Here is a 17,902-nt window from a genome sequence, read left to right as displayed (position 1 = left end):
CAAACGGCCGTTTCCGTTGAAACGGTGCGCGAATCTCTCAGGTCCCGTGACGGAAGGGGTGCTTTCTACCGCTAGGCGTAGAGAGGAAACCCTGGACGCTCTTTGGAGATTGCTATGAAGCGAATTGCCGTAATTGGGGGTGGTATTACCGGTATCACGACCGCATACACGCTTGCCAAGCGTGGTTTGGATGTCACAGTTTACGAGAAGCACCGTTATGCGGCGATGGAAACCTCCTTCGCCAACGGTGGACAACTTTCGGCGTCCAATGCCGAGGTCTGGAATAACTGGCAGACTGTCGCCAAAGGCATTAAGTGGATGTTTCGCAACGACGCCCCATTGCTGGTCAACCCCAGGCCTTCTTGGCATAAGTTGAGCTGGTTTGCCGAGTTTGTTGCCGCGATGCCCCAGTACGAAAAAAACACCACCGAAACCGCACGTTTGGCGATTGCCGCCCGTGACTTCCTTTTTGAGTGGGCGCAAGTAGAAGGTATCGATTTCGACCTCAAGAAGCAGGGTATTTTGCATATCTATCGAGACAAAGCCGGTTTCGATCACGCGGCGAACGTCTCAAAACTGTTGGCCGCTGGAGGCCTAGAGCGCCGGGCTGTCTCTCCCGAGGAAATGCGTGCAATCGAACCCACCTTGGCCGGCACCTATTACGGTGGTTTTTTTACCGAAAGCGATTCAACCGGTGATATCCACAAGTTCACCAGCGGTCTGGCAGAGGCCATCCAACGTCTTGGGGTCAAAACCTGCTACGGACACACGGTAACCGAACTGAGTGCGGATCAAACCAATGCGTGGGTAACCTCATTTGACGGCGAACAGCAAACCCGTGAAACCTACGATGGCGTGGTGATTTGTGCAGGCGTTGGTAGCCGGGACCTGGCCGCGAAACTGGGAGACCGCGTTAATATTTATCCGGTCAAGGGCTATTCCATTACCGTTGAGCTGGACGACGAGGTTTCTCAAAACGCAGCGCCGACCGTCAGCCTGCTCGACGATGCCACCAAGCTGGTCACCAGCCGGCTGGGTGATACGCGTTTCCGGGTGGCGGGTACGGCCGAATTTAACGGGTACAACCGCAATATCCGGGATGATCGGATTCAACCGCTCACCCGTTGGGTAGAGCAATGCTTCCCAGGGGTCTGTACCCGGCGTGTTGTGCCTTGGGCGGGGCTGCGCCCCATGTTGCCCAATATGATGCCGCGAGTAGGGCCAGGCAGCCTTCCTACCGTGTTCTATAACACGGGCCATGGTCACCTGGGCTGGACCCTGTCGGCAATCACGGCTGAGATGCTGGCTGATACCGTTGAAGCCGCATCGGCTGGCCATACGGTCAGCGCTACCCGCTAGTTTCCGAATTTAGCCGTCGCTCTGTCTCGCTAAGCGAGGCGGGCGATCTGGCTATCATGGTATTTAGAGAGCAATGCCAAGGCAGAGATAGCCCCAACTAACGCCAGCGCCATATCCGATTGTGTATCCCAAACATAACCCTGAGTCCCCAAAAAGGCTGTAGCCACCATCGCCCATTCACAACACGTTTTCTGATTAAAATTTCTCTGGCAATCAGCGCAGGCACAAAACCCTGGAAGAAGTGGCCGAGTTTGTCGTAGTTGTTTCTTTCCGCGCCAAAAAGACCATCAAAGAGGGGAACCTCTGCATAGGTGTAATGGCCGCCAATCATCAAAACGACGCAATGCGCCAAGATAAGAAAATACACTATTGAGGTCAGCCGGAAGCTTCGATAAGTAAACGCCAGAGCAACAGCGCCGAGCACTGCAGGAAGAACCTCCAGCATCCACGTTATTTGATCTTTTGGGTTTATCCCTGACCAAATTAATACGGCCAGGAAAATGCCAATCCATAGATTTTTGATTGTGCTTCTCCTTGCAAGTGCTTCCTTGAGACAGGTGATTTACTGATCCGAGGCCGAATCTGGCCCATCCACCAGCCGGGCCCGAACACGGGGTAGGTATTCTGGGTAGTGATTCTGGACGAAGGCCACCAGCCCCTCCCGCACTGCGCAGCGCAAATCCCAGGCTTGGCTGGAATTCGAGGCGCTCATGAGGAAGCGTATCTGCAAAGCCCGCTCGCCGGAGTCGGTTACCTGCACTGTCTCTGTTTTTCCGTCCCACAGGGGCGATTGCCGAAGCAGGCGTGCGAATTCCTCGCGCAACGGCTGAACTGGCATGGCGTAATCGAGCGAGAGAAACACCGTACCCATCATGTCTGCGGTATTGCGCGACCAGTTCTGAAATGGGTTCTCGATAAACCATTGCAATGGCACGATCAGCCGGCGCAAATCCCAAACCCGCAACACCACGTAGGTCGCGGTCACTTCCTCCACCCAGCACCACTCGCCCTGAACATGAAGAACATCGTCGATGCGGAACGGCTGGGTCAGTGCAATCTGCATGCCCGCCAGCAGGTTACCCAGCACCGGGCGGGCCGCGAAGCCCAGCACAATGCCACCAATACCCGCGGAGGCCAGCAAACTGCCACCAACGTGGCGCACGCTTTCAAAGGTCATCAGGGCTGTCCCCAGCCCTATAATCACAATCAGGATATTGAGGCCGCGAACCAGAAAACGAGTTTGTGTTTCGACTTTACGGGCACGTTTCCATTGGCCCTCAAGCACCGGGTTGAGCGTGACAATCACATCCCCAATGGCCGAGGTGCAGCGAACCGCTGCCCAGGTCAGCGACAGGATCAGCAGCAGTGTGGCCAGATGCTGCAGCTCCGTCAGCAGGGGAAGGCCTTCGGGTGCGGTTTCCAAGACCCCGTTCAATACCAGCAGACATAAAAACACGCCCAGGGCGCGGGCTGCGGCGTCGAGAAAAATACGGGGAACGGCCTTGGAGCGCGTAAAGCGGCGTGTAAGTGCCAACGCAATGCGATAGGTGGCGTAGGTTGCCACCAGCGCCAGCAACGCAGATGCCCCCGGCAACAGCCATGCGGCGAGACCGGCCTCGATCGACTCCAACATTCTGTACTCCCCGGATAATGACTCTGAAGCCCCAAGTGTTAACCCCGAGCTTTCCCTATGCCTCGACACTCATCAAATGGCAGATTGGCCAGAAAACCTTCTATTTCCAACCTTGAAGCCAGTTGCTATCATTTTTAAAAGTCGTCCACTCTATTGGCTCAGAGCGATTGGATATCACGGCCTCTATCAGACAATAAACGACATCACCCTCTTCGTCGAACTCCAGCGCTGTTACAAGGAAATGCTTCTCCTTATTCACTGGATGGACCGCAGTCCATTTACTATTCAGCAACTTCTTAGCATTAATTTTGTTCACGGATACTTCCTTACCATTACCTGGTGCCTACTTTCCTGTGGTTTGGGTTTTTTTAAGTTGGGTGTTCACGTGCAATCGCCCGTGGCGAAGTGCTTTTATGACAGTGTGCTACGATAAATCATCAACATTGCAAAACATATGAACCAAATCAAAGAGGGCCTGAAGATGTCGCAATTTCAGATACGAAAAGACGATTTCTCACGCAACGCTTGGTTCCTCTTGATACCAACACAGTCGCCTCACCACTCGCGCCCGGACACATCAGGCTTGCGGTAGACAGCTTCTCTTTTACCGCTAACAACATTACCTATGCAGCAGCCGGTGACATGCTCGGCTACTGGCAGTTTTACCCGCCTGCGGGTGAAGACAGCGATGGCTGGGGCGTCATCCCTGTTTGGGGTTTCGCAGACGTAATCGATTCTAGCTGTGATCAGATAACCGTGGGCGAGAGGCTATTCGGTTACTTTCCTCCGGCAACACATGTCGTCATGCAGCCGACACAGATTACTGAGCACCGGCTTGGCCTTTGCACTGGCAGACGACCCAGACGCACCATCTGCGGTTGCGCTCACTTCGTCACACAACCTCCCCCTAGTAAAGCAGCTGGCCCAACTGCTGGGTGAAAACCTGAATTACAGTATCAGAGTTGGCCTGACCCATTGGACCGAGAGCCGAGGAGATGCCGGACTGGACGAGGCTAAAAGCGAGTTTTCTTTGCGCCTACGTACATCTAGAAACGCATGAAAGACTGGGGGCCGCAGGGCTTCTCTGAACAGAGTGAGCGCTTTATGCATGCCTCGGCCGCCTGGAGCCGCAACTGGTTAAAAATCAGAACGGTGCAAGGCTTGAGCGGACTGACAGAGATCTACCCGGATATTTGCCAAGGTAAACTGGCCGCAGACGAAGGAGTCATCGTCGCACTCGCTCCGTTAAACTGAATCGGGGCTTTCTGCAGCCGCACTGCCTAACTTGATGCGATGCAGAACCTGATAGGGGCCTTGAACGTCTCTGGTTTCATATTGAGCGAATACGATTTCGTTGACCATGAGTTCGATATCGTGCGAGCTGATCTCAGAGATCTTTTCCGCGTTTCCGTGGCCTGGCTGGCACCAACTACCTGGTCGACGCGGTTCTCTCAGCCATTGTCCAGTCGATCCGCACCAATCCGATATGGGAAGCAGAGATGCAACGATACTGGCAGGATCACAATCGCAAGATGCAGAAAATTAACAGCGATATCAACGACATAATTGTCGGTGGTTACAAGGAGCGCTCCGCGGCCAGTGATCGTATTCAGGAGCAATACGTGGACACCATACGAGAAGAGACGCCGTACACCACACCTTCAGGTGAGACAATCAAGCTCCCCAGCTTCTACGACCAAGTCTATACTGATGGTAACAGCACCTATATTCTCAATAGCGATGCGCTCTACAACCCCAACACTGACTCGACGGTCAATAACGTCAACTGGGACCGCATTGAAGCTCAGCGCTGAAACACCAATCAATTTTGATTTACATCGGTTAAATAAATCTGTTCTGCTGGTAGTACATCCAGTAGGAAGGGAGAAGGTATAATGGCTAACGTTACTCCGAGCATCGTGGTCGCTTGCGACGGTTCAGATCAATCGTTAAAGGCAGCAAAAATGGCAGCCGAACTGGCAAAAGCCACCGGTCACCCATTGAAGCTGTTATCGGTATTTCCGGGCTCAAAGGTAGAGAGGATGATTATCAGCGGCGCAGCCCCCAGCGATCTTGAGGAAGAACAACAGGAGTATGGGCGCAAAGTGTTCGACGCCGCGAAAGAGGCCGTAAGTGGGAAGCTCAATCCAACCGAAGAAATCCTGCTCAAAGGTGATCCCGCTCATGAAATCATTGAATATCTGGAAGCCAATCCCGGTACTCACCTGGTTTTGGGAAGGCGCGGCCATTCGGCGGTGCGCAGCCTGACTTTGGGCAGTATCAGTGAAAAGGTCGTCAGGCACGCCACTCGTCCGGTTACTGTTGTAAGCGAGTAACAGCATGGAATGCCCGAATATAAGGTATCTCACTGTGTGGAGGAAACGGACATGAAGTGGATCATACTGATCATTATTGGCGCTGTTGTGGCCTTCTGGCTTTATCAGGGCCGTCGCAAGAACAACATTGAAGATCCTGACATGAAGACATTCGAGGAAAAGGATTACTACCTCAAAGCGGATGACAACTCATCCGATGACGATTCATCCTCTGGTGACAGTAACCCGCGTCACTGAGTTGCTGCTGGAGTGCACTGCCAAATGGGGATGACGTTCGATACCGCTCAATTCCGCGTAAAAGAGGGGCGTGCAGTCGATCTCGGCCAGTGGCCGACGAGGGTGGATCCCTTTTACACCTCCAAGAAGGACTATAAAAAGCAGCTGCAAAGCCAAGTGGCTGAGCTGAGTGATCTTCAACAACTGCATTATGCCTCTAACCGTTATGCGATGCTGTTGATTTTCTAGGCGATGGATGCAGCGGGCAAAGATGGCGCCATTCGCCACGTAATGTCCGGCGTCAATCCGCAAGGCTGCCAGGTTTTCAGCTTCCAGCGTCCCAGCGCCATGGAACTGGAGCACGACTTTCTTTGGCGCACGAATAAAGCACTGCCGGATGCATTACTCGACAAAAACACCCTATGGCAGGGCCGGTACCAATCCATCGCCGACATGGAAGCGCACTTACATCGTAACGGTACACGCGTTTGTAAGTTTTTCCTGCACATTTCCAAAGAAGAGCAGCGCCAGCGATTTCTGAGCCGCATTGATGACCCCGATAAAAGCTGGAAATTCAGCTTGGCCGATAGCGAAGAACGGAAATTCTGGGATGACTATATGAGGGCCTATGAAGCCTGCCTGAGCAACACCAGCACTGAGGATTCGCCTTGGTATGTGGTGCCCGCCGACGACAAGAAAAACGCGCGGCTGGTGATCGCTCAGATCATCATCGACACGTTCGAGAGCCTGCAGATGGCCTACCCAAAAATCACCCCCGAGCGCCGGAGCGAACTAGAACAGATACGCAAAACGCTATCTGATTGATTGGAGGGAGCGCCGAGTTGAGATAATAATGCTGCATTCTTCAGTGGCAAGAAAACGTATATTTTCCATGTCAGCGAAGCGGTATATTCCGAGGGTAGGGTATGACACTGAATATATTTGCGGATGTATCGCTGCGTTATGGATGGATCAGGCTTCACCATTCCCGGTGAAACGCCCTGTGCGGAGCCGTCGGTCCGACGCATCGGTACAGGGTGTTGTGGGGGCTGAGGGTTAGATACCCCCGGCTACCCGATTGAATGCTCTTGGTGCAACGCTGGACATGCCGGCAAGTACCAGCACGGGGAATTCCATTTTTCTGACCCAGACGGAATAAATGGCGAAAACGAGCATAGATGCCTGTTCAATGGCCAAGCATGTGCACTTAGTTGCCTTCACGTTGAGAGCTTGGCTTAAAAAGTTTAAACCAAGCGATTAAGCCCGCTATAGACCCAAAGCCTAGAAAAACGAAAAATTCTTCGACGTTAAAGTCGCCAACTTTATACATTAGCCCCAGGAAAACTAAAAGAAACGTCCCAATGGTGCCGACAACCCTTAAATTCATATTTTTGTCCTCGAAATTTTTGGACTCACATAACGCTAAACACAGCGGAGGCTGAAATTCGTCCGCTGCTGTGACTTGTGTACGCCCAGCATGGGCATGAACTAATGGGGTGAAAGTCCCCTGTGGGAAGGTCACCGCTCAGCCGGTTTTAGCCGATTGAACGCTAACCACTAGCGAATGGCAAGGGCCAATCCGTGAGGATCGGTCTCCGGAACGCCGGCCGGAAGTAAGCCGCTAGCAAAACTGCGAGCGGATGAACAAGAACATCATATGAGGCGTAGGCCGGAGGCGAGTTGGCACAAGCCGACGGGGCGGCCTTCCGCGAAGCCGCGTGATCTAACGGCCACCGTAAATGATGCAGTTGTGCAATGAAAGTTCATGTTCTTATCTGGGGCGGTCCGACGCATCGGGGTCTGCTCAACAAGCAATCGGTCAATTACCAGTCAGGCCACTGGTCGATCAAGCCTGGGCGCAGCCGTTGCCATCGGCGGTTGCGAGCGAACGAGGTGGACACCGATAGCGCCGATGGGGGTAACCCTGCCGGTGATTGAGCAGAAGTCAGCAGACGGCATAGTAGCCAAACGCCCATCGTAATGGTTGGGACACGGTGAAGGCCTGAACCCGAAAATCAATGAGGAGCCTGTGCAGCCCAACGATTCCATATCCGACCGGACTGAGGAACGTTGGCGCAAAATCAGAAGCCATCATTGGGGTAGGAGGAGGTAATCGGCCATCTTACTCTGAACGTTTTCGGGAAACGCCCTGTGCGGACCCGCATGCAGGGTGTTGTGGGGGCTGGGGGTTAGATACCCCCGGCTACCCGATTATGTGATGGAAAGTTGGCACTGGCGACTGATATTACCTAGTACTCGCAGCAAGACGTACACCCAAGGTTACAAATAATGCCCCAAGGCCTCGATCCATCCAAAGCCCAACTTGCCGATTTTCCTTCAAAAATGAACCCAGCCGAGAACCTGCCAGAACCAAGGGAGGCTCTATGAAAGCTGCGACAACGATTATGAGGCTTCCGTGGAGAAATAGCTGAGCACCATTGGAGCCGGCTCCCTCAACAACAAACTGTGGCAAAAAAGCGAGGAAAAAAATGGCCACCTTCGGATTAAGTGCTGAAACCAGCACACCTTGCCAATAGACCGAGTGTTTACTCTGATTGTTTGGGTTTTCATTCGAGACAAATGAGTCGCCACGCGAAAGCAGCATCTTGATTCCAAGCCATATCAAATACGCAGCGCCTAGCCATTTAACGATTGAAAAAGCCAACGCTGAAGTTGCGAGGATTGCAGAAAGTCCGGCTGCTGCCATGACCACATGCAATCCAGCACCTGTCCAAATACCGAACATAGCGGCGAGGCCCTGTCGAAGACCATTGCGCAGAGTCTGACCCAAAATGAAGGCAATATCTGGCCCAGGCGAAAGGTTCAAAAGAACCGCTGCCGACAAAAATGTCATCCAGTGTAAAATCGTATACTCAAACATTCCAAGGCTCCCATTGTAGCGACCATATAATCAGCAGCGCGGTATACACATAACGCTTGCAGCACGCGCGCCCTTGAAATGGAGCCGAAGGCGCAATGAAAAGGGCGTCGCCGTGCCTGCACTTGTGTACGCCCAGCATGGGCATGAGCTAATGGGGTGAAAGTCCCCTGTGGAAAGATCACCGTTCAGCCGGTTTTACCGATTGAACGCTAACCACTAGCGAATGGCAAGGGCCAACCCGCGAGGCGCGGTCTGGAGGAAGCCGCTAGCAAAGCTGCGAGCTGATGAACAAGAACATCATATGAGGCGTAGGCCGGAGGCGAGTTGGCACAAGACGACGAAGCCGCGTGATCTAACGGCCACCGTAAATGATGCAGTTGCGCAGTGACAGTGCATGTTCTTATCTGGGGAGATCTGCTCAACGAGCGATCGGTCAATTACCAGTCAGGCCACTGGTCGATCAAGCCTGGGCGCAGCCGTTGCCATCGGCGGTTGCGAGCGAACGAGGTGGACAACCGATAGCGCCGATAGGGGTAACCCCGCCGGTGATTGCGCAGAAGTCAGCAGACGGCATAGTAGCCAAACGCCCATCGTAATGGTTGGGACACGGTGAAGGCCTGAACACTTAGTTGAATAAAGGAGGAGCCATGACAGACTTGAACACACGAACACCGTCCGGTGATGACGTGATTCAGCGTATGGATATGAAGCCAGCCTTTAGCGAAGATCTACTCGGACAAGCGTTGCAACCTGAAAACCTTCAGGCGGCATGGAAACGCGTTCGAGCCAATAAAGGGGCGGCTGGCATCGACGGGATGACCGTTGATGAGTTCCCCTCTTGGGCAAGGTGTGGCCGTTGGAAAGAGGTCGTTGAGGAACTGGAAACAGGTCTCTATTATCCCTTTCCGGTCAGACGTGTTGAAATAGATAAACCTGATGGCGGCAAACGCCAATTAGGGATACCCACGGTCACTGATCGTGTTATTCAGCAAGCCATTGCCCAAATACTAACTCCCATCTTCGATCCAGACTTCTCGAACAATAGCTTCGGGTTCCGTCCAAATCGTAATGGGCAGCAAGCGGTTAAGCAGGTTCAAGGCATCATCAAAACGGGTCGCCGTTTTTCTGTTGATGTTGATCTGTCTAAGTTCTTTGATCGAGTTAACCATGATTTACTGATGACGTACCTTGGCTACAAAGTGAAGGATAAACGGCTTCTTAAATTGATTAAGCGTTATCTCCGAGCTGGGGTTATCGATAACCAGCTCTATAGTGAAAGTCATGAGAGTGTTCCTCAAGGTGGGCCTCTTTCGCCACTATTGGCGAACATCATGCTCGACCCACTAGACAAAGAACTTGAGAAGCGAGGCCACAAATTCGCCCGATACGCAGACGACTTTACGATCTTAGTGAAGAGTAAGCGTGCAGGCGAACGTGTACTTCATAGTATCAGTAAATACCTGCAACGCCGTTTGAAATTGATCGTTAACACGATCAAAAGCCGCGTCGTTAAAACCAATGATAGTAAGTTCCTGGGATTCACTTTCCGATCAGGGAACATTCATTGGCACCCGAATACGTTGAATAAGTTCAAACAACAAGTTCGGAAACTAACGAATCGCAACTGGGGTGTATCAATGCGATACCAACTCTTCAAGCTGAGCCAGTACTTACGTGGCTGGATCAATTACTTTGGTATCGCCAAAGGCTATCAACTCTGTGTCGATCTAGATCAATGGATTCGGCGCAGGGTCAGAATGGCTTACTGGCGACAGTGGCGCAAGCCACGAACCAAGGTAAGAAACTTGATGAGACGAGGTGTGCATGTGCAGTCAGCAGTTGCGTGTGGCATTACCAGCAAAGGGCCATGGCGTAGCGCTAAAACTCCAGGGATCAATCAAGCATTGTCTTTAAAATATTTGAAATCTGAGGGGCTTTATTCGTTGCGTGATGGTTGGATCAAGCTTCACTATCCTAAGTGAAACGCCCTGTGCGGACCCGCATGCAGGGTGTTGTGGGGGCTGAGGGTTAGATACCCTCGGCTACCCGATTAGGTTTTTTATCTTGATTTTGCATACTGTTCCAACTGATCTAATGTGTTTATAGGTTGTTGACCACCTAATGGCTTTTTAACCACCCAGCCGTTGCCTCTAGATAGGAGCCAATAACCTTTTGAGCGCAATAAGGCTTCAGCATTATTTACTCTTTTTTGACGCTCGATGGCCGGTACATTTTTGCGGTTGTACTCTTCCTGTTCTGTAACTGCCTCGGCAATTTCTGATTCATCTTTTATAGATTGAACCCTATATTTGATATACAGAGATTTGGCTTTTTCTTCCGAGCCATCACTGTTTGCCATTGCTTTTGCCCACAATCCGTCGCGCCTTTGACCTTGTGATAGCTCCATGACAACTTGTTCATACAGTTGCTCTTCTAAGAGCCTTGCTGCTGCGGAGTTGCGTCTGAACTTTTCGAACAAATCTCGATTCCTCGTTTTTGAAACCTAACGCCGCATTCAGCGGCTTGTCCGCTGCAATGCCTTGTTGAACGAAGCCGCTACGCGGCAGAGGCCAAATTCGACTGTACTTCTCTGACCCCTTCCATTTCGGAGGGCTTGTCAGGAGAAGTGTGATGAACGCCAACGAACACGCTCGTTTTCAAGCACTGCACCAACGCTACCTCACCGAACTCACCCTGCGCGGCAAAAGCCCCAAGACCATCGATCTGTACACCCGTTGCCTGCGACAGGTCTGCGACTATTTCGAGACCTGTCCCGATCAGCTTAGCACCGATCAGCTCCAGCAGTATTTCATGCATCTGGTCGAGCATCGGTCCTGGAGTCTGGTCAAGATTGCCCGCAATGCGTTGCAGAGTTTCTATCAGTATGTACTGGGCAAGCCCTGGGAATACGTCCCTATCGTCAAGGCCCCCAAGGTTCAGACCCTGCAGGACGTGCTCTCCCTGAAGGAGGTCGAGCGCCTGATTAGTCGCACACGCAAACTCAGTTATCAGGTCTATTTCCTCACCACCTACAGTCTGGGCCTGCGACTGAGCGAGTCCCTGAACCTGACCATCGCCGATGTCGACAGTCACCTGATGCGGGTGCATGTGCGCTGTGGCAAGGGCAAGAAGGATCGCTTCGTGCCTTTACCGCTGATGACACTCAAGGCCTTGCGGCGCTATTGGGCCACTCACCGTCATCCGGACCTGCTGTTTCCCGGGGGGCACCCGCCGTATGCGTCGGTTGCCACCTCCGGCAAGCCCCGGGTGATGGACCGGGGTGGAGTGCAGAAGGCCATCAAACAGGTCGCTCTGGACTGCGGTATCCGCAAAAATGTGCACATTCACTCCCTGCGCCACAGCTTTGCCACCCATCTGCTGGAAAATGGGGTGAACCTGCGCTCGATTCAGACTCTGCTCGGCCACGCCAGCCCGGTAACCACCGCCCGCTACACCCGGATGACCCATGAGGCCCAGCAGAACAGTGCCCTGATGATTAATGCTCTGGTGGAGCGCCTGCAGGTTGACTGGGTGACCCCATGATCACCCTGGCGCAGATTCTGCGCGATCATGAGGCCAGCCTGAAGCAGCACGTCGGGGCACGTATGCGACCGGAACATCACGCCGCCCTGCGGTCGATTCTGGCCTGCCATACGCCGGACTGTGGCGAGGTTCGCTATCACTGTCGCGCCTGTCAGCAGGTGCAACAGGCGTACCCGTCCTGCGGCCATCGCAGTTGCCCTGCCTGTCAGCACGGCACCAACAGCCAATGGCTGGGCCGGCAGCGGCAGAAGCTGTTGCCGGTGGATTATTTCCTGGTGACCTTCACCCTACCGGCCCAGTTGCGGGGCTTTGCCTGGCACCACCTCCGATGGACCTGTCACGCTCTGTTCCAGGCCGCCCGGGAGACGCTGTGCCAGTTCGCCCGCAACGATAAACGCCTGGGCAACCAGCTCGGGCTGGTCGGGGTGTTGCACACCCACTCCCGCCGCTTGGCTTTCCACCCCCATGTCCACATCGTGGTCCCCGGGGGCGGGCTGACGGGCCATCACTGGCACGCCCGGGCCGGGCGATACCTGTTCAACGGCCGGGCCCTGGCCACCGTGTTTCGCGCCAAATTCCTCACCCGGATGCGCGAGCAAGGCTTTGCCTTGCCGGAATCGATTCCCAAACACTGGGTCGCCCAGTGCGAGCAGGTCGGCCGTGGCGACCAGGCGCTGACCTATCTGGCCCGCTATCTGTATCGTGGTGTGCTCCGGGAGCAGAACATCGTGGATTACGACGGTGAGCAGGTCACCTTCCGCTACCAGGACAGCCAGACCCGGCGCTGGCAGACCCTGACCGAACCGGCGAGTCGGTTCCTCTGGCGGGTTCTGCAGCATGTCCTGCCCAAGGGGCTGCGACGGGTGCGGGCATACGGGTTCCTGCACGGCGGTGCCCGCAAAACCTTACACCGGCTGCAGTTGCGCTTGCAGGTGGCGCTACCCGGGATCGTCACCCAACCCCGGAAACAACGCGTTTGCCCCTGTTGTGGCGAGCCCATGGGCATCACGCTTTGGCGGCGACCTTGCCGGTGGCCCGGGCCGACAATCCGGCGACGATGTTTAGCATAGACCCACATCCGTCCGACATGCACCTCACAGGGAGGGATCAGAGCACCCTATGACACCACCAGGACAGATCGGCTATCGGTTTCACCGAGGGTCACGGGAACCTCTGGCCTGACGAAAATGACCGCCCAATGCCAGGGCCAAAGCACCTCTCAGTTCGCCGATGATATTTCCTTAATAGAGAAGCACCGGGCTCGTCCAACACCGGATCAGGTCGCGGCTGCGCGCGACCTATCCTTATTTGTTAGCGCAGTTTCTACGCTGCCAGTTCAATAATGTTTGATCTTGACTCTGTGCAACATAGCAGATCTTACTAGGGTTAATAAATTTATCGGTTCCATATGCCATTTTGTTCCAGCGCCCAATATTTTTTTGATGTGACTGTCCATGATTTATTAATTTGTTAATTATTGACGATAAGAAAATTGGCATGTCCGTGTTGGACGATGAAGCGTCAAAACTATTTCCTGGTATCAAATGAACAGGGCTTTTTAGGCTTTCCTCACCAACAGAGGATAAATCTTGATCGCAAAAAAGGAAGATCATTTTTGGAACTATTACAAGAAAAGCATTTGGCAGATTACCCTCTTTTGGCAAGCTCTCTCCGTGTGCCGCAAGACTTAGAAGATGATTTACTCCTGGTAGAAAATCACAGTCTTGCGTTATTTCTTGATGAACGTAAGGATAAATAAAAATACTTTTTCCGACCTTTGAGTTATCTCGGATTGCATCTTCTGCTATTTTCATTACACATTCTGAATAGTCATGGTTCGCCATTATTGGGGACGTTTCTATGAAATGGATAGAATAGCGATATGCTAACGAAAGTATGAAATTTAAAGACTCTTCATTACTCCAATGATTGTTAGCATTTAGAGGCTCCCTCCAAATCTTGCTTGCAAAGAAATCCTCCCATCCGCTTATCACTTCGTTGTCACATGTTCGACAAAAATACGGCCCCTTGTGCAGATCGTGTTTTGGCTTTTTGTTCCATAAATTTAGCATATAGCCAAATGGGCTATTTTTCTTTATGTGCTTACTCATGAAGTTTGGGACAACATGACTATTGGCTATTGGAGGGGCGCTTTTGCAGAAATAGCATGTCAAATTAGAATCCTCTATTGTTGGTCGCTAACGCTTAACATCACCGGAAAAATAAAGCGTAGTGAGGAACGAGCGCAGCTTTATTTTGTCCGAGTGCATGTTTTTGTTAGGTGCCTTGCTTAAATAGTAAATCACCATAACCCCAAATTACTGTGCCCAATATTACTAAAGTGTGTGAGAATCGAGAAATAAAAACTTTATCTTTTGATGGCTTCGCTTTGAATGGTATGGAAAGATTTATTTTTGTACCCAGAAACATGGCTTTTTGAATTTCTGCGTATATTGAATTAGAAATTCTATACTCAACTATTACTGATACCAACACCATTATAGAACCTGATCTAGAAAACAGTGAATTAGTGCAAGTAGTAAAATCTATATAAAATGATGCCATAACAAAAGACAGAGCCAACAATAAAAATATATAATCCAATTTATACGACTGTTCTTTCATAGGTATTAATTGCAGTAAGTATAAGTTTCAATGACATTACAATATGTTGTTCGCAAATTTAATAACATTGGGTAATGCCATAATTGGTATAACAAGTTGTTGTTTTATTATTTTGTCTTTTCGCTTCACGAGCTGATTTTCTAGCGGCTGATGCTGCTGCTTCCGCTGCCTCTGTTTGTCTAAGTTGTAAAGCGTATCCAGCATCTTGAGAGTAACCATCCCCACTTGGTCTATCCAATGTAATAATTGTCCCACCTTGAGGGTATACTTTTAGATTTAAAGGGTAACTTTTTCTCGCACCGCTAACCCAGTTTGCACTACAGTCACTTACATTTAGAGAAGATCGTTTTTTAACACTTTAATCATAGTAAAGTTTTGTCGGGGTAGGCCCCCAGTTCTTACCACTACAAACTAATGAAGCCCCTTTCGGATTGGAATCAAATGTGACCACATATTTACTTGAGCAACCACCCAAAATAAATACCATTATTGCAATAAAATATATTTTCATATTATTTCTCCATACCCTGTTGGACTTCAAATGAAGATGCATGGGCATTATTGCACCTAACGCTGAGCACAGCGGCGGCACGTCAGTGACGTCCGGCGGCCGTAGGCCGCGCACTGCTGCGATTTGTTAGCTGGGTGTAACTGATAACCCAGCCCCTGGCACTCAAAGTGATAGCCTACTCCGCTGCTGCTCTTGCACCAAAATCCGCCGATGCACAGTGTTAAAAAGCACCGCAGCCGATGCGGCTAACGAACCTGAACGCCAGATTACCAGACGCAGACCCAAGTTTGCGCGGACGGCCCCACACGGCGAACACCAAATTTTATGGCAGTGCCGGTGAACGATTGAACTGCCAAACTGACCACGGACTCAGACGGCCTTGGCGTAGCTGCAAGTTACCAGTTTTGCTACGAACCTGGGGCCAAGGCCACTGGCACCAAGCCACCCAAAAGGTACAACATCAATCCAGCTAACACCTAAGCATTTAATGGTCGTGCGCAGCATGACCTTTAAATGTCTGTTGGACTAAGCCGCCAACGCCGCAGCTATCGAACGGTGCCTAAGGATAAAGTAATTTGGAGGCGAGGCCTGAACGGTACATCTGGGGCCGGGCGGGAAGCAATGCCGGCGGGTTTTAGTCTCATTCGATCCTTCATGAGGCGGTTCCTTGTTGTGATTCCCCTCAGATTACCTTTCAGATACCCCTTTTTCCAGCGTCGGCCCGCAGAAATGCCCAGCTCCTTTAGAACTGCTGTTCTCCTCGCATCGAACCAGGTGGGGATGGGTTAGCCCGTTGGGATCACCGCTGGTTTAAATCGTGGGATCTGACGAATCATACGAACCAGACCGTTGTCACAGAGGAGACAGGGCCAGCACCGCTGAGACGCCGGGCTCTCCAGTGTCGCTTCTGGTTTGGGCGGCTGCGATAAGCAGTGCCGGATAACAGCCAATTTTCGTCGCCGGGTTCGATTGCTCAGGTAGCCAAAATGGCGAATTCGCATGAAGCCTTTTGGCAGAATGTGCATTAGGAACCGCCGTACGAACTCCTGGCCATCCAGCCACTGGGTCTTCAATCGTGAATGATCTCGATAATCCTTATAGCGGAAGGCGATCCGGTCATCCTCCATCGTCAACAAGCGCCCATTGCTGATGGCGATTCGGTGCGTGTAGCGAGCCAGATAATCCACTACGCTCTCGGCCTGGTTCAGGCAGTGTCGAGTGTAGACAACCCATTCCTGCTGCATCAGGCCGTCGAGCACACCATCAATCTCACCGTTGCGGGTCACCCGGTGTAGCTCACCTGCGTTCACCGACGCTCTTAGCAACGACACCATGCGCCCTCGAAAACGCCGGGATAGAGCCCGTACCGGGAACAGGTACTGGCTTTTTGCCTTGTGCCAGTCACCGGTGCCGGTCAACACTCCGCCTGGGATCAGGCAATGCACGTGCACATGACGGCTCAGGTTCTGCCCCCACGTGTGGAGCACCGCCGTCATGCCCAGCTCGCCGCCAAGGTGCCGGGTGTTGCGCCCAAACTGGTTAAGCGTGTCCCAGACTGCGGCGAACAGACAGCGATAGACCACGTCGGGATGGATCTGAACCCAGCCGTTCAAGGTGTGAGGTAGCGTAAACACCAGATGGAAGTAAGGCACCGGCAACAACAGGGATCGCTGACGTGTACTCCACTGCTGACTCGCCCGGCCCTGGCATTGCGGACAATGCCGGTCCCGGCAACCGTAATAACAGACGGAGCGGGCCTGGCAATGATCACAACGCATTTCCATACCGCCCATGCGGGCGGTTCGGCAGTCCGTTAGGCGGGCGCAGACCTTACGGCGGTGACTATCCAGTGTCTGACCCGGCAGAAATCGCGCCAGTATGCTTTGAACGCTCAGTGTGCCCGTCATCACGCACCTCCGAGACTTGCGATCAGGTCAACGGGACCCCCGTTTTGGGGTGTGACGCCTGGCAACCAGTGCAGATACCGTTGAGTACTGCGCAAATCGCTATGCCCCAAGAGCCGTTGCAGCTCGTGAACGGGCAACCCCCGCTCCAGCTGGTGCGTGGCGTAGGCATGGCGCAAGGCATGAATGCCACCGCATTTTTCAATACCACTGGCTGTCTTGGCTGTGTGGTAGACCTTCTGAGGCGTGGTGATATGAAGGTGTCTGTCCGGGAGCAAATCACTGGGAAACAACCAGGTCATTGGTCGACGGATCCGCCAATACTGACGAAGCGCTCGGAGCAACCCGGGGGACAGCGACACCATCCGGTCTTTGGCGCCCTTGCCTTGTTCAATCCGCAGCAGATGGCGCTCACCATCAATGTCTTTCACCTTCAACGCGACCGCTTCGCTGACGCGCAAACCGCATCCATAGGTGACGGATAACAGGGCTTGGTGCTTGGGGTTAAGAACAACGGCCAAAAGGCGTGCAGCCTCCTGACGTGTCGGTAATTCCGGAATACGCTGGGGTCGCTTGGGCAGCATCAGGGTTACATCGAAGTGCGCCCAGTGCAGCACCTTCAGATACAGAAACCGGATACCATGGAGGTAAACACGGCAACTGGCCGGTGACAGGGAACGCTCCTGAACCAGATAGTTGAAATAGACTTGCAAGTCTTCAACCTTCAACTGATCGGGCGAGCGCCGATAATAACGGGCCAGCGCGGTGACGACATAAAGATAGCTGTGCTGGGTTCGGGGGGAAAAGCCATGTTGGCACATGGCCTGGATCATGGTCTGACGTAACGGTGTCATGACGGTAACTCCTCTTTTGAAAGCCCACTTGGGCTAATCA

At 52.5% G+C, this 17,902-nt stretch carries 20 protein-coding genes and 1 pseudogene; 13 read left to right on the top strand and 8 right to left on the bottom strand.

The genetic code is table 11. The features are described 5' to 3' along the window. Positions 1-114 precede the first annotated feature (114 nt). Positions 115-1,359 (top strand): D-amino acid dehydrogenase, encoded by a 1,245-nt coding sequence (locus CPH80_RS07060; protein ID WP_096276433.1) that lies wholly within the window; start codon positions 115-117, stop codon positions 1,357-1,359. Positions 1,360-1,388: 29 nt separating this feature from the next. Here the strand turns inward: CPH80_RS07060 and CPH80_RS07055 are convergent. The 3 genes and pseudogenes from CPH80_RS07055 to CPH80_RS07045 all read right to left on the bottom strand — a co-directional run bounded on the left by CPH80_RS07055 (position 1,389) and on the right by CPH80_RS07045 (position 3,308). Next, positions 1,389-1,804 (bottom strand): annotated as a pseudogene (locus CPH80_RS07055) (DUF2238 domain-containing protein). 117 nt (positions 1,805-1,921) lie between these two features. After that, positions 1,922-2,992: a mechanosensitive ion channel family protein gene (locus CPH80_RS07050; RefSeq protein ID WP_096276431.1), complete on the bottom strand. Its 1,071-nt coding sequence runs from the start codon at positions 2,990-2,992 to the stop codon at positions 1,922-1,924. Between the two features lie 100 nt (positions 2,993-3,092). Further along, the gene (locus CPH80_RS07045) at positions 3,093-3,308 is read right to left on the bottom strand and encodes a TIGR02450 family Trp-rich protein (protein WP_096276429.1); all 216 of its coding nucleotides are present in this window, start codon (positions 3,306-3,308) and stop codon (positions 3,093-3,095) included. Positions 3,309-3,517: 209 nt separating this feature from the next. Here CPH80_RS07045 and CPH80_RS23310 point away from each other — a divergent pair, with 209 nt between their 5' ends. The 9 genes from CPH80_RS23310 (at position 3,518) to CPH80_RS21615 (ending at position 7,482) form a co-directional block, all read left to right on the top strand. Beyond that, the gene (locus CPH80_RS23310) at positions 3,518-3,931 is read left to right on the top strand and encodes a DUF2855 family protein (protein ID WP_197703620.1); all 414 of its coding nucleotides are present in this window, start codon (positions 3,518-3,520) and stop codon (positions 3,929-3,931) included. Continuing rightward, on the top strand, positions 3,828-4,052 hold the full coding sequence (locus CPH80_RS22350; protein WP_227520571.1) for a hypothetical protein: 225 nt from the start codon (positions 3,828-3,830) through the stop codon (positions 4,050-4,052). Before CPH80_RS23310 ends, CPH80_RS22350 begins: the two co-directional genes overlap by 104 nt. Beyond that, positions 4,049-4,246: a hypothetical protein gene (locus CPH80_RS07035; protein ID WP_096276425.1), complete on the top strand. Its 198-nt coding sequence runs from the start codon at positions 4,049-4,051 to the stop codon at positions 4,244-4,246. Before CPH80_RS22350 ends, CPH80_RS07035 begins: the two co-directional genes overlap by 4 nt. A 245-nt stretch (positions 4,247-4,491) precedes the next feature. Then, positions 4,492-4,806, top strand: a complete 315-nt coding sequence (locus tag CPH80_RS07030; RefSeq protein ID WP_096276423.1) for a hypothetical protein — start codon at positions 4,492-4,494, stop codon at positions 4,804-4,806. Positions 4,807-4,887: 81 nt separating this feature from the next. Next, positions 4,888-5,328 (top strand): universal stress protein, encoded by a 441-nt coding sequence (locus CPH80_RS07025; RefSeq protein ID WP_096276421.1) that lies wholly within the window; start codon positions 4,888-4,890, stop codon positions 5,326-5,328. Positions 5,329-5,379: 51 nt separating this feature from the next. Continuing rightward, positions 5,380-5,565: a hypothetical protein gene (locus tag CPH80_RS07020; RefSeq protein ID WP_096276419.1), complete on the top strand. Its 186-nt coding sequence runs from the start codon at positions 5,380-5,382 to the stop codon at positions 5,563-5,565. A gap of 24 nt (positions 5,566-5,589) precedes the next feature. Further along, positions 5,590-5,793 carry a hypothetical protein gene (locus CPH80_RS22345; RefSeq protein WP_227520391.1) on the top strand — a complete coding sequence of 68 codons (204 nt, stop codon included), beginning with the start codon at positions 5,590-5,592 and terminating at the stop codon, positions 5,791-5,793. A 3-nt stretch (positions 5,794-5,796) separates the two neighbouring features. Beyond that, positions 5,797-6,369 carry a hypothetical protein gene (locus tag CPH80_RS07015; RefSeq protein ID WP_227520390.1) on the top strand — a complete coding sequence of 191 codons (573 nt, stop codon included), beginning with the start codon at positions 5,797-5,799 and terminating at the stop codon, positions 6,367-6,369. Positions 6,370-7,299: 930 nt separating this feature from the next. Continuing rightward, positions 7,300-7,482: a hypothetical protein gene (locus CPH80_RS21615; protein ID WP_157746866.1), complete on the top strand. Its 183-nt coding sequence runs from the start codon at positions 7,300-7,302 to the stop codon at positions 7,480-7,482. A 307-nt stretch (positions 7,483-7,789) separates the two neighbouring features. Here CPH80_RS21615 and CPH80_RS07005 read toward each other — a convergent pair whose 3' ends face one another. Next, positions 7,790-8,425: a LysE family translocator gene (locus CPH80_RS07005; RefSeq protein WP_096276415.1), complete on the bottom strand. Its 636-nt coding sequence runs from the start codon at positions 8,423-8,425 to the stop codon at positions 7,790-7,792. Positions 8,426-9,072: 647 nt separating this feature from the next. Here CPH80_RS07005 and ltrA point away from each other — a divergent pair. Then, positions 9,073-10,407 (top strand): group II intron reverse transcriptase/maturase, encoded by a 1,335-nt coding sequence (ltrA, locus tag CPH80_RS07000; protein ID WP_096276413.1) that lies wholly within the window; start codon positions 9,073-9,075, stop codon positions 10,405-10,407. 77 nt (positions 10,408-10,484) lie between these two features. Here the strand turns inward: ltrA and CPH80_RS06995 are convergent, their stop codons facing one another. After that, positions 10,485-10,904 carry a hypothetical protein gene (locus tag CPH80_RS06995; protein WP_096276411.1) on the bottom strand — a complete coding sequence of 140 codons (420 nt, stop codon included), beginning with the start codon at positions 10,902-10,904 and terminating at the stop codon, positions 10,485-10,487. 152 nt (positions 10,905-11,056) lie between these two features. Here CPH80_RS06995 and CPH80_RS06990 point away from each other — a divergent pair, with 152 nt between their 5' ends. Together CPH80_RS06990 and CPH80_RS06985 are read left to right on the top strand one after the other, a co-directional pair. Further along, positions 11,057-11,968, top strand: a complete 912-nt coding sequence (locus tag CPH80_RS06990) for a tyrosine-type recombinase/integrase (protein WP_096275964.1) — start codon at positions 11,057-11,059, stop codon at positions 11,966-11,968. Continuing rightward, the gene (locus CPH80_RS06985) at positions 11,965-13,038 is read left to right on the top strand and encodes a transposase (protein WP_096275965.1); all 1,074 of its coding nucleotides are present in this window, start codon (positions 11,965-11,967) and stop codon (positions 13,036-13,038) included. Before CPH80_RS06990 ends, CPH80_RS06985 begins: the two co-directional genes overlap by 4 nt. 234 nt (positions 13,039-13,272) lie before the next feature. On the opposite strand, the gene CPH80_RS21610 is transcribed toward CPH80_RS06985, so the two are convergent. The 3 genes from CPH80_RS21610 to CPH80_RS06965 form a co-directional block, all read right to left on the bottom strand. After that, the gene (locus CPH80_RS21610) at positions 13,273-13,782 is read right to left on the bottom strand and encodes a hypothetical protein (RefSeq protein ID WP_157746865.1); all 510 of its coding nucleotides are present in this window, start codon (positions 13,780-13,782) and stop codon (positions 13,273-13,275) included. Between the two features lie 2,107 nt (positions 13,783-15,889). Next, entirely contained in the window at positions 15,890-17,011 is a 1,122-nt protein-coding gene (locus CPH80_RS06970; RefSeq protein WP_096276407.1) for an IS91 family transposase, read from the bottom strand. Next, positions 17,011-17,862 (bottom strand): tyrosine-type recombinase/integrase, encoded by an 852-nt coding sequence (locus CPH80_RS06965; protein ID WP_096276405.1) that lies wholly within the window; start codon positions 17,860-17,862, stop codon positions 17,011-17,013. Before CPH80_RS06965 ends, CPH80_RS06970 begins: the two co-directional genes overlap by 1 nt. Positions 17,863-17,902: the final 40 nt, after the last annotated feature.

The organism is Marinobacter sp. LV10R510-11A (assembly GCF_900215155.1).
Classification (GTDB): domain Bacteria; phylum Pseudomonadota; class Gammaproteobacteria; order Pseudomonadales; family Oleiphilaceae; genus Marinobacter.
The sequence above is the reverse complement of the archived record's forward strand: the minus strand, read 5'-3'. Positions and strand labels throughout refer to the sequence as shown.

Bases quoted from the DNA above. Each gene is read 5' to 3' on its own strand.
- CPH80_RS07050 (WP_096276431.1), bottom strand. From the start codon at position 2,992: ATGTTGGAGTCGATCGAGGCCGGTCTCGCCGCATGGCTGTTGCCGGGG.
- CPH80_RS22345 (WP_227520391.1), top strand. From the start codon at position 5,590: ATGGGGATGACGTTCGATACCGCTCAATTCCGCGTAAAAGAGGGGCGT.
- CPH80_RS07035 (WP_096276425.1), top strand. From the start codon at position 4,049: ATGAAAGACTGGGGGCCGCAGGGCTTCTCTGAACAGAGTGAGCGCTTT.
- CPH80_RS06985 (WP_096275965.1), top strand. From the start codon at position 11,965: ATGATCACCCTGGCGCAGATTCTGCGCGATCATGAGGCCAGCCTGAAG.
- CPH80_RS07015 (WP_227520390.1), top strand. From the start codon at position 5,797: ATGGATGCAGCGGGCAAAGATGGCGCCATTCGCCACGTAATGTCCGGC.
- CPH80_RS21610 (WP_157746865.1), bottom strand. From the start codon at position 13,782: ATGAAAATAGCAGAAGATGCAATCCGAGATAACTCAAAGGTCGGAAAA.
- ltrA (WP_096276413.1), top strand. From the start codon at position 9,073: ATGACAGACTTGAACACACGAACACCGTCCGGTGATGACGTGATTCAG.
- CPH80_RS07005 (WP_096276415.1), bottom strand. From the start codon at position 8,425: ATGTTTGAGTATACGATTTTACACTGGATGACATTTTTGTCGGCAGCG.
- CPH80_RS07060 (WP_096276433.1), top strand. From the start codon at position 115: ATGAAGCGAATTGCCGTAATTGGGGGTGGTATTACCGGTATCACGACC.
- CPH80_RS21615 (WP_157746866.1), top strand. From the start codon at position 7,300: ATGAAAGTTCATGTTCTTATCTGGGGCGGTCCGACGCATCGGGGTCTG.
- CPH80_RS06965 (WP_096276405.1), bottom strand. From the start codon at position 17,862: ATGACACCGTTACGTCAGACCATGATCCAGGCCATGTGCCAACATGGC.
- CPH80_RS06990 (WP_096275964.1), top strand. From the start codon at position 11,057: ATGAACGCCAACGAACACGCTCGTTTTCAAGCACTGCACCAACGCTAC.
- CPH80_RS07020 (WP_096276419.1), top strand. From the start codon at position 5,380: ATGAAGTGGATCATACTGATCATTATTGGCGCTGTTGTGGCCTTCTGG.
- CPH80_RS07025 (WP_096276421.1), top strand. From the start codon at position 4,888: ATGGCTAACGTTACTCCGAGCATCGTGGTCGCTTGCGACGGTTCAGAT.
- CPH80_RS06970 (WP_096276407.1), bottom strand. From the start codon at position 17,011: ATGACGGGCACACTGAGCGTTCAAAGCATACTGGCGCGATTTCTGCCG.
- CPH80_RS07030 (WP_096276423.1), top strand. From the start codon at position 4,492: ATGCAACGATACTGGCAGGATCACAATCGCAAGATGCAGAAAATTAAC.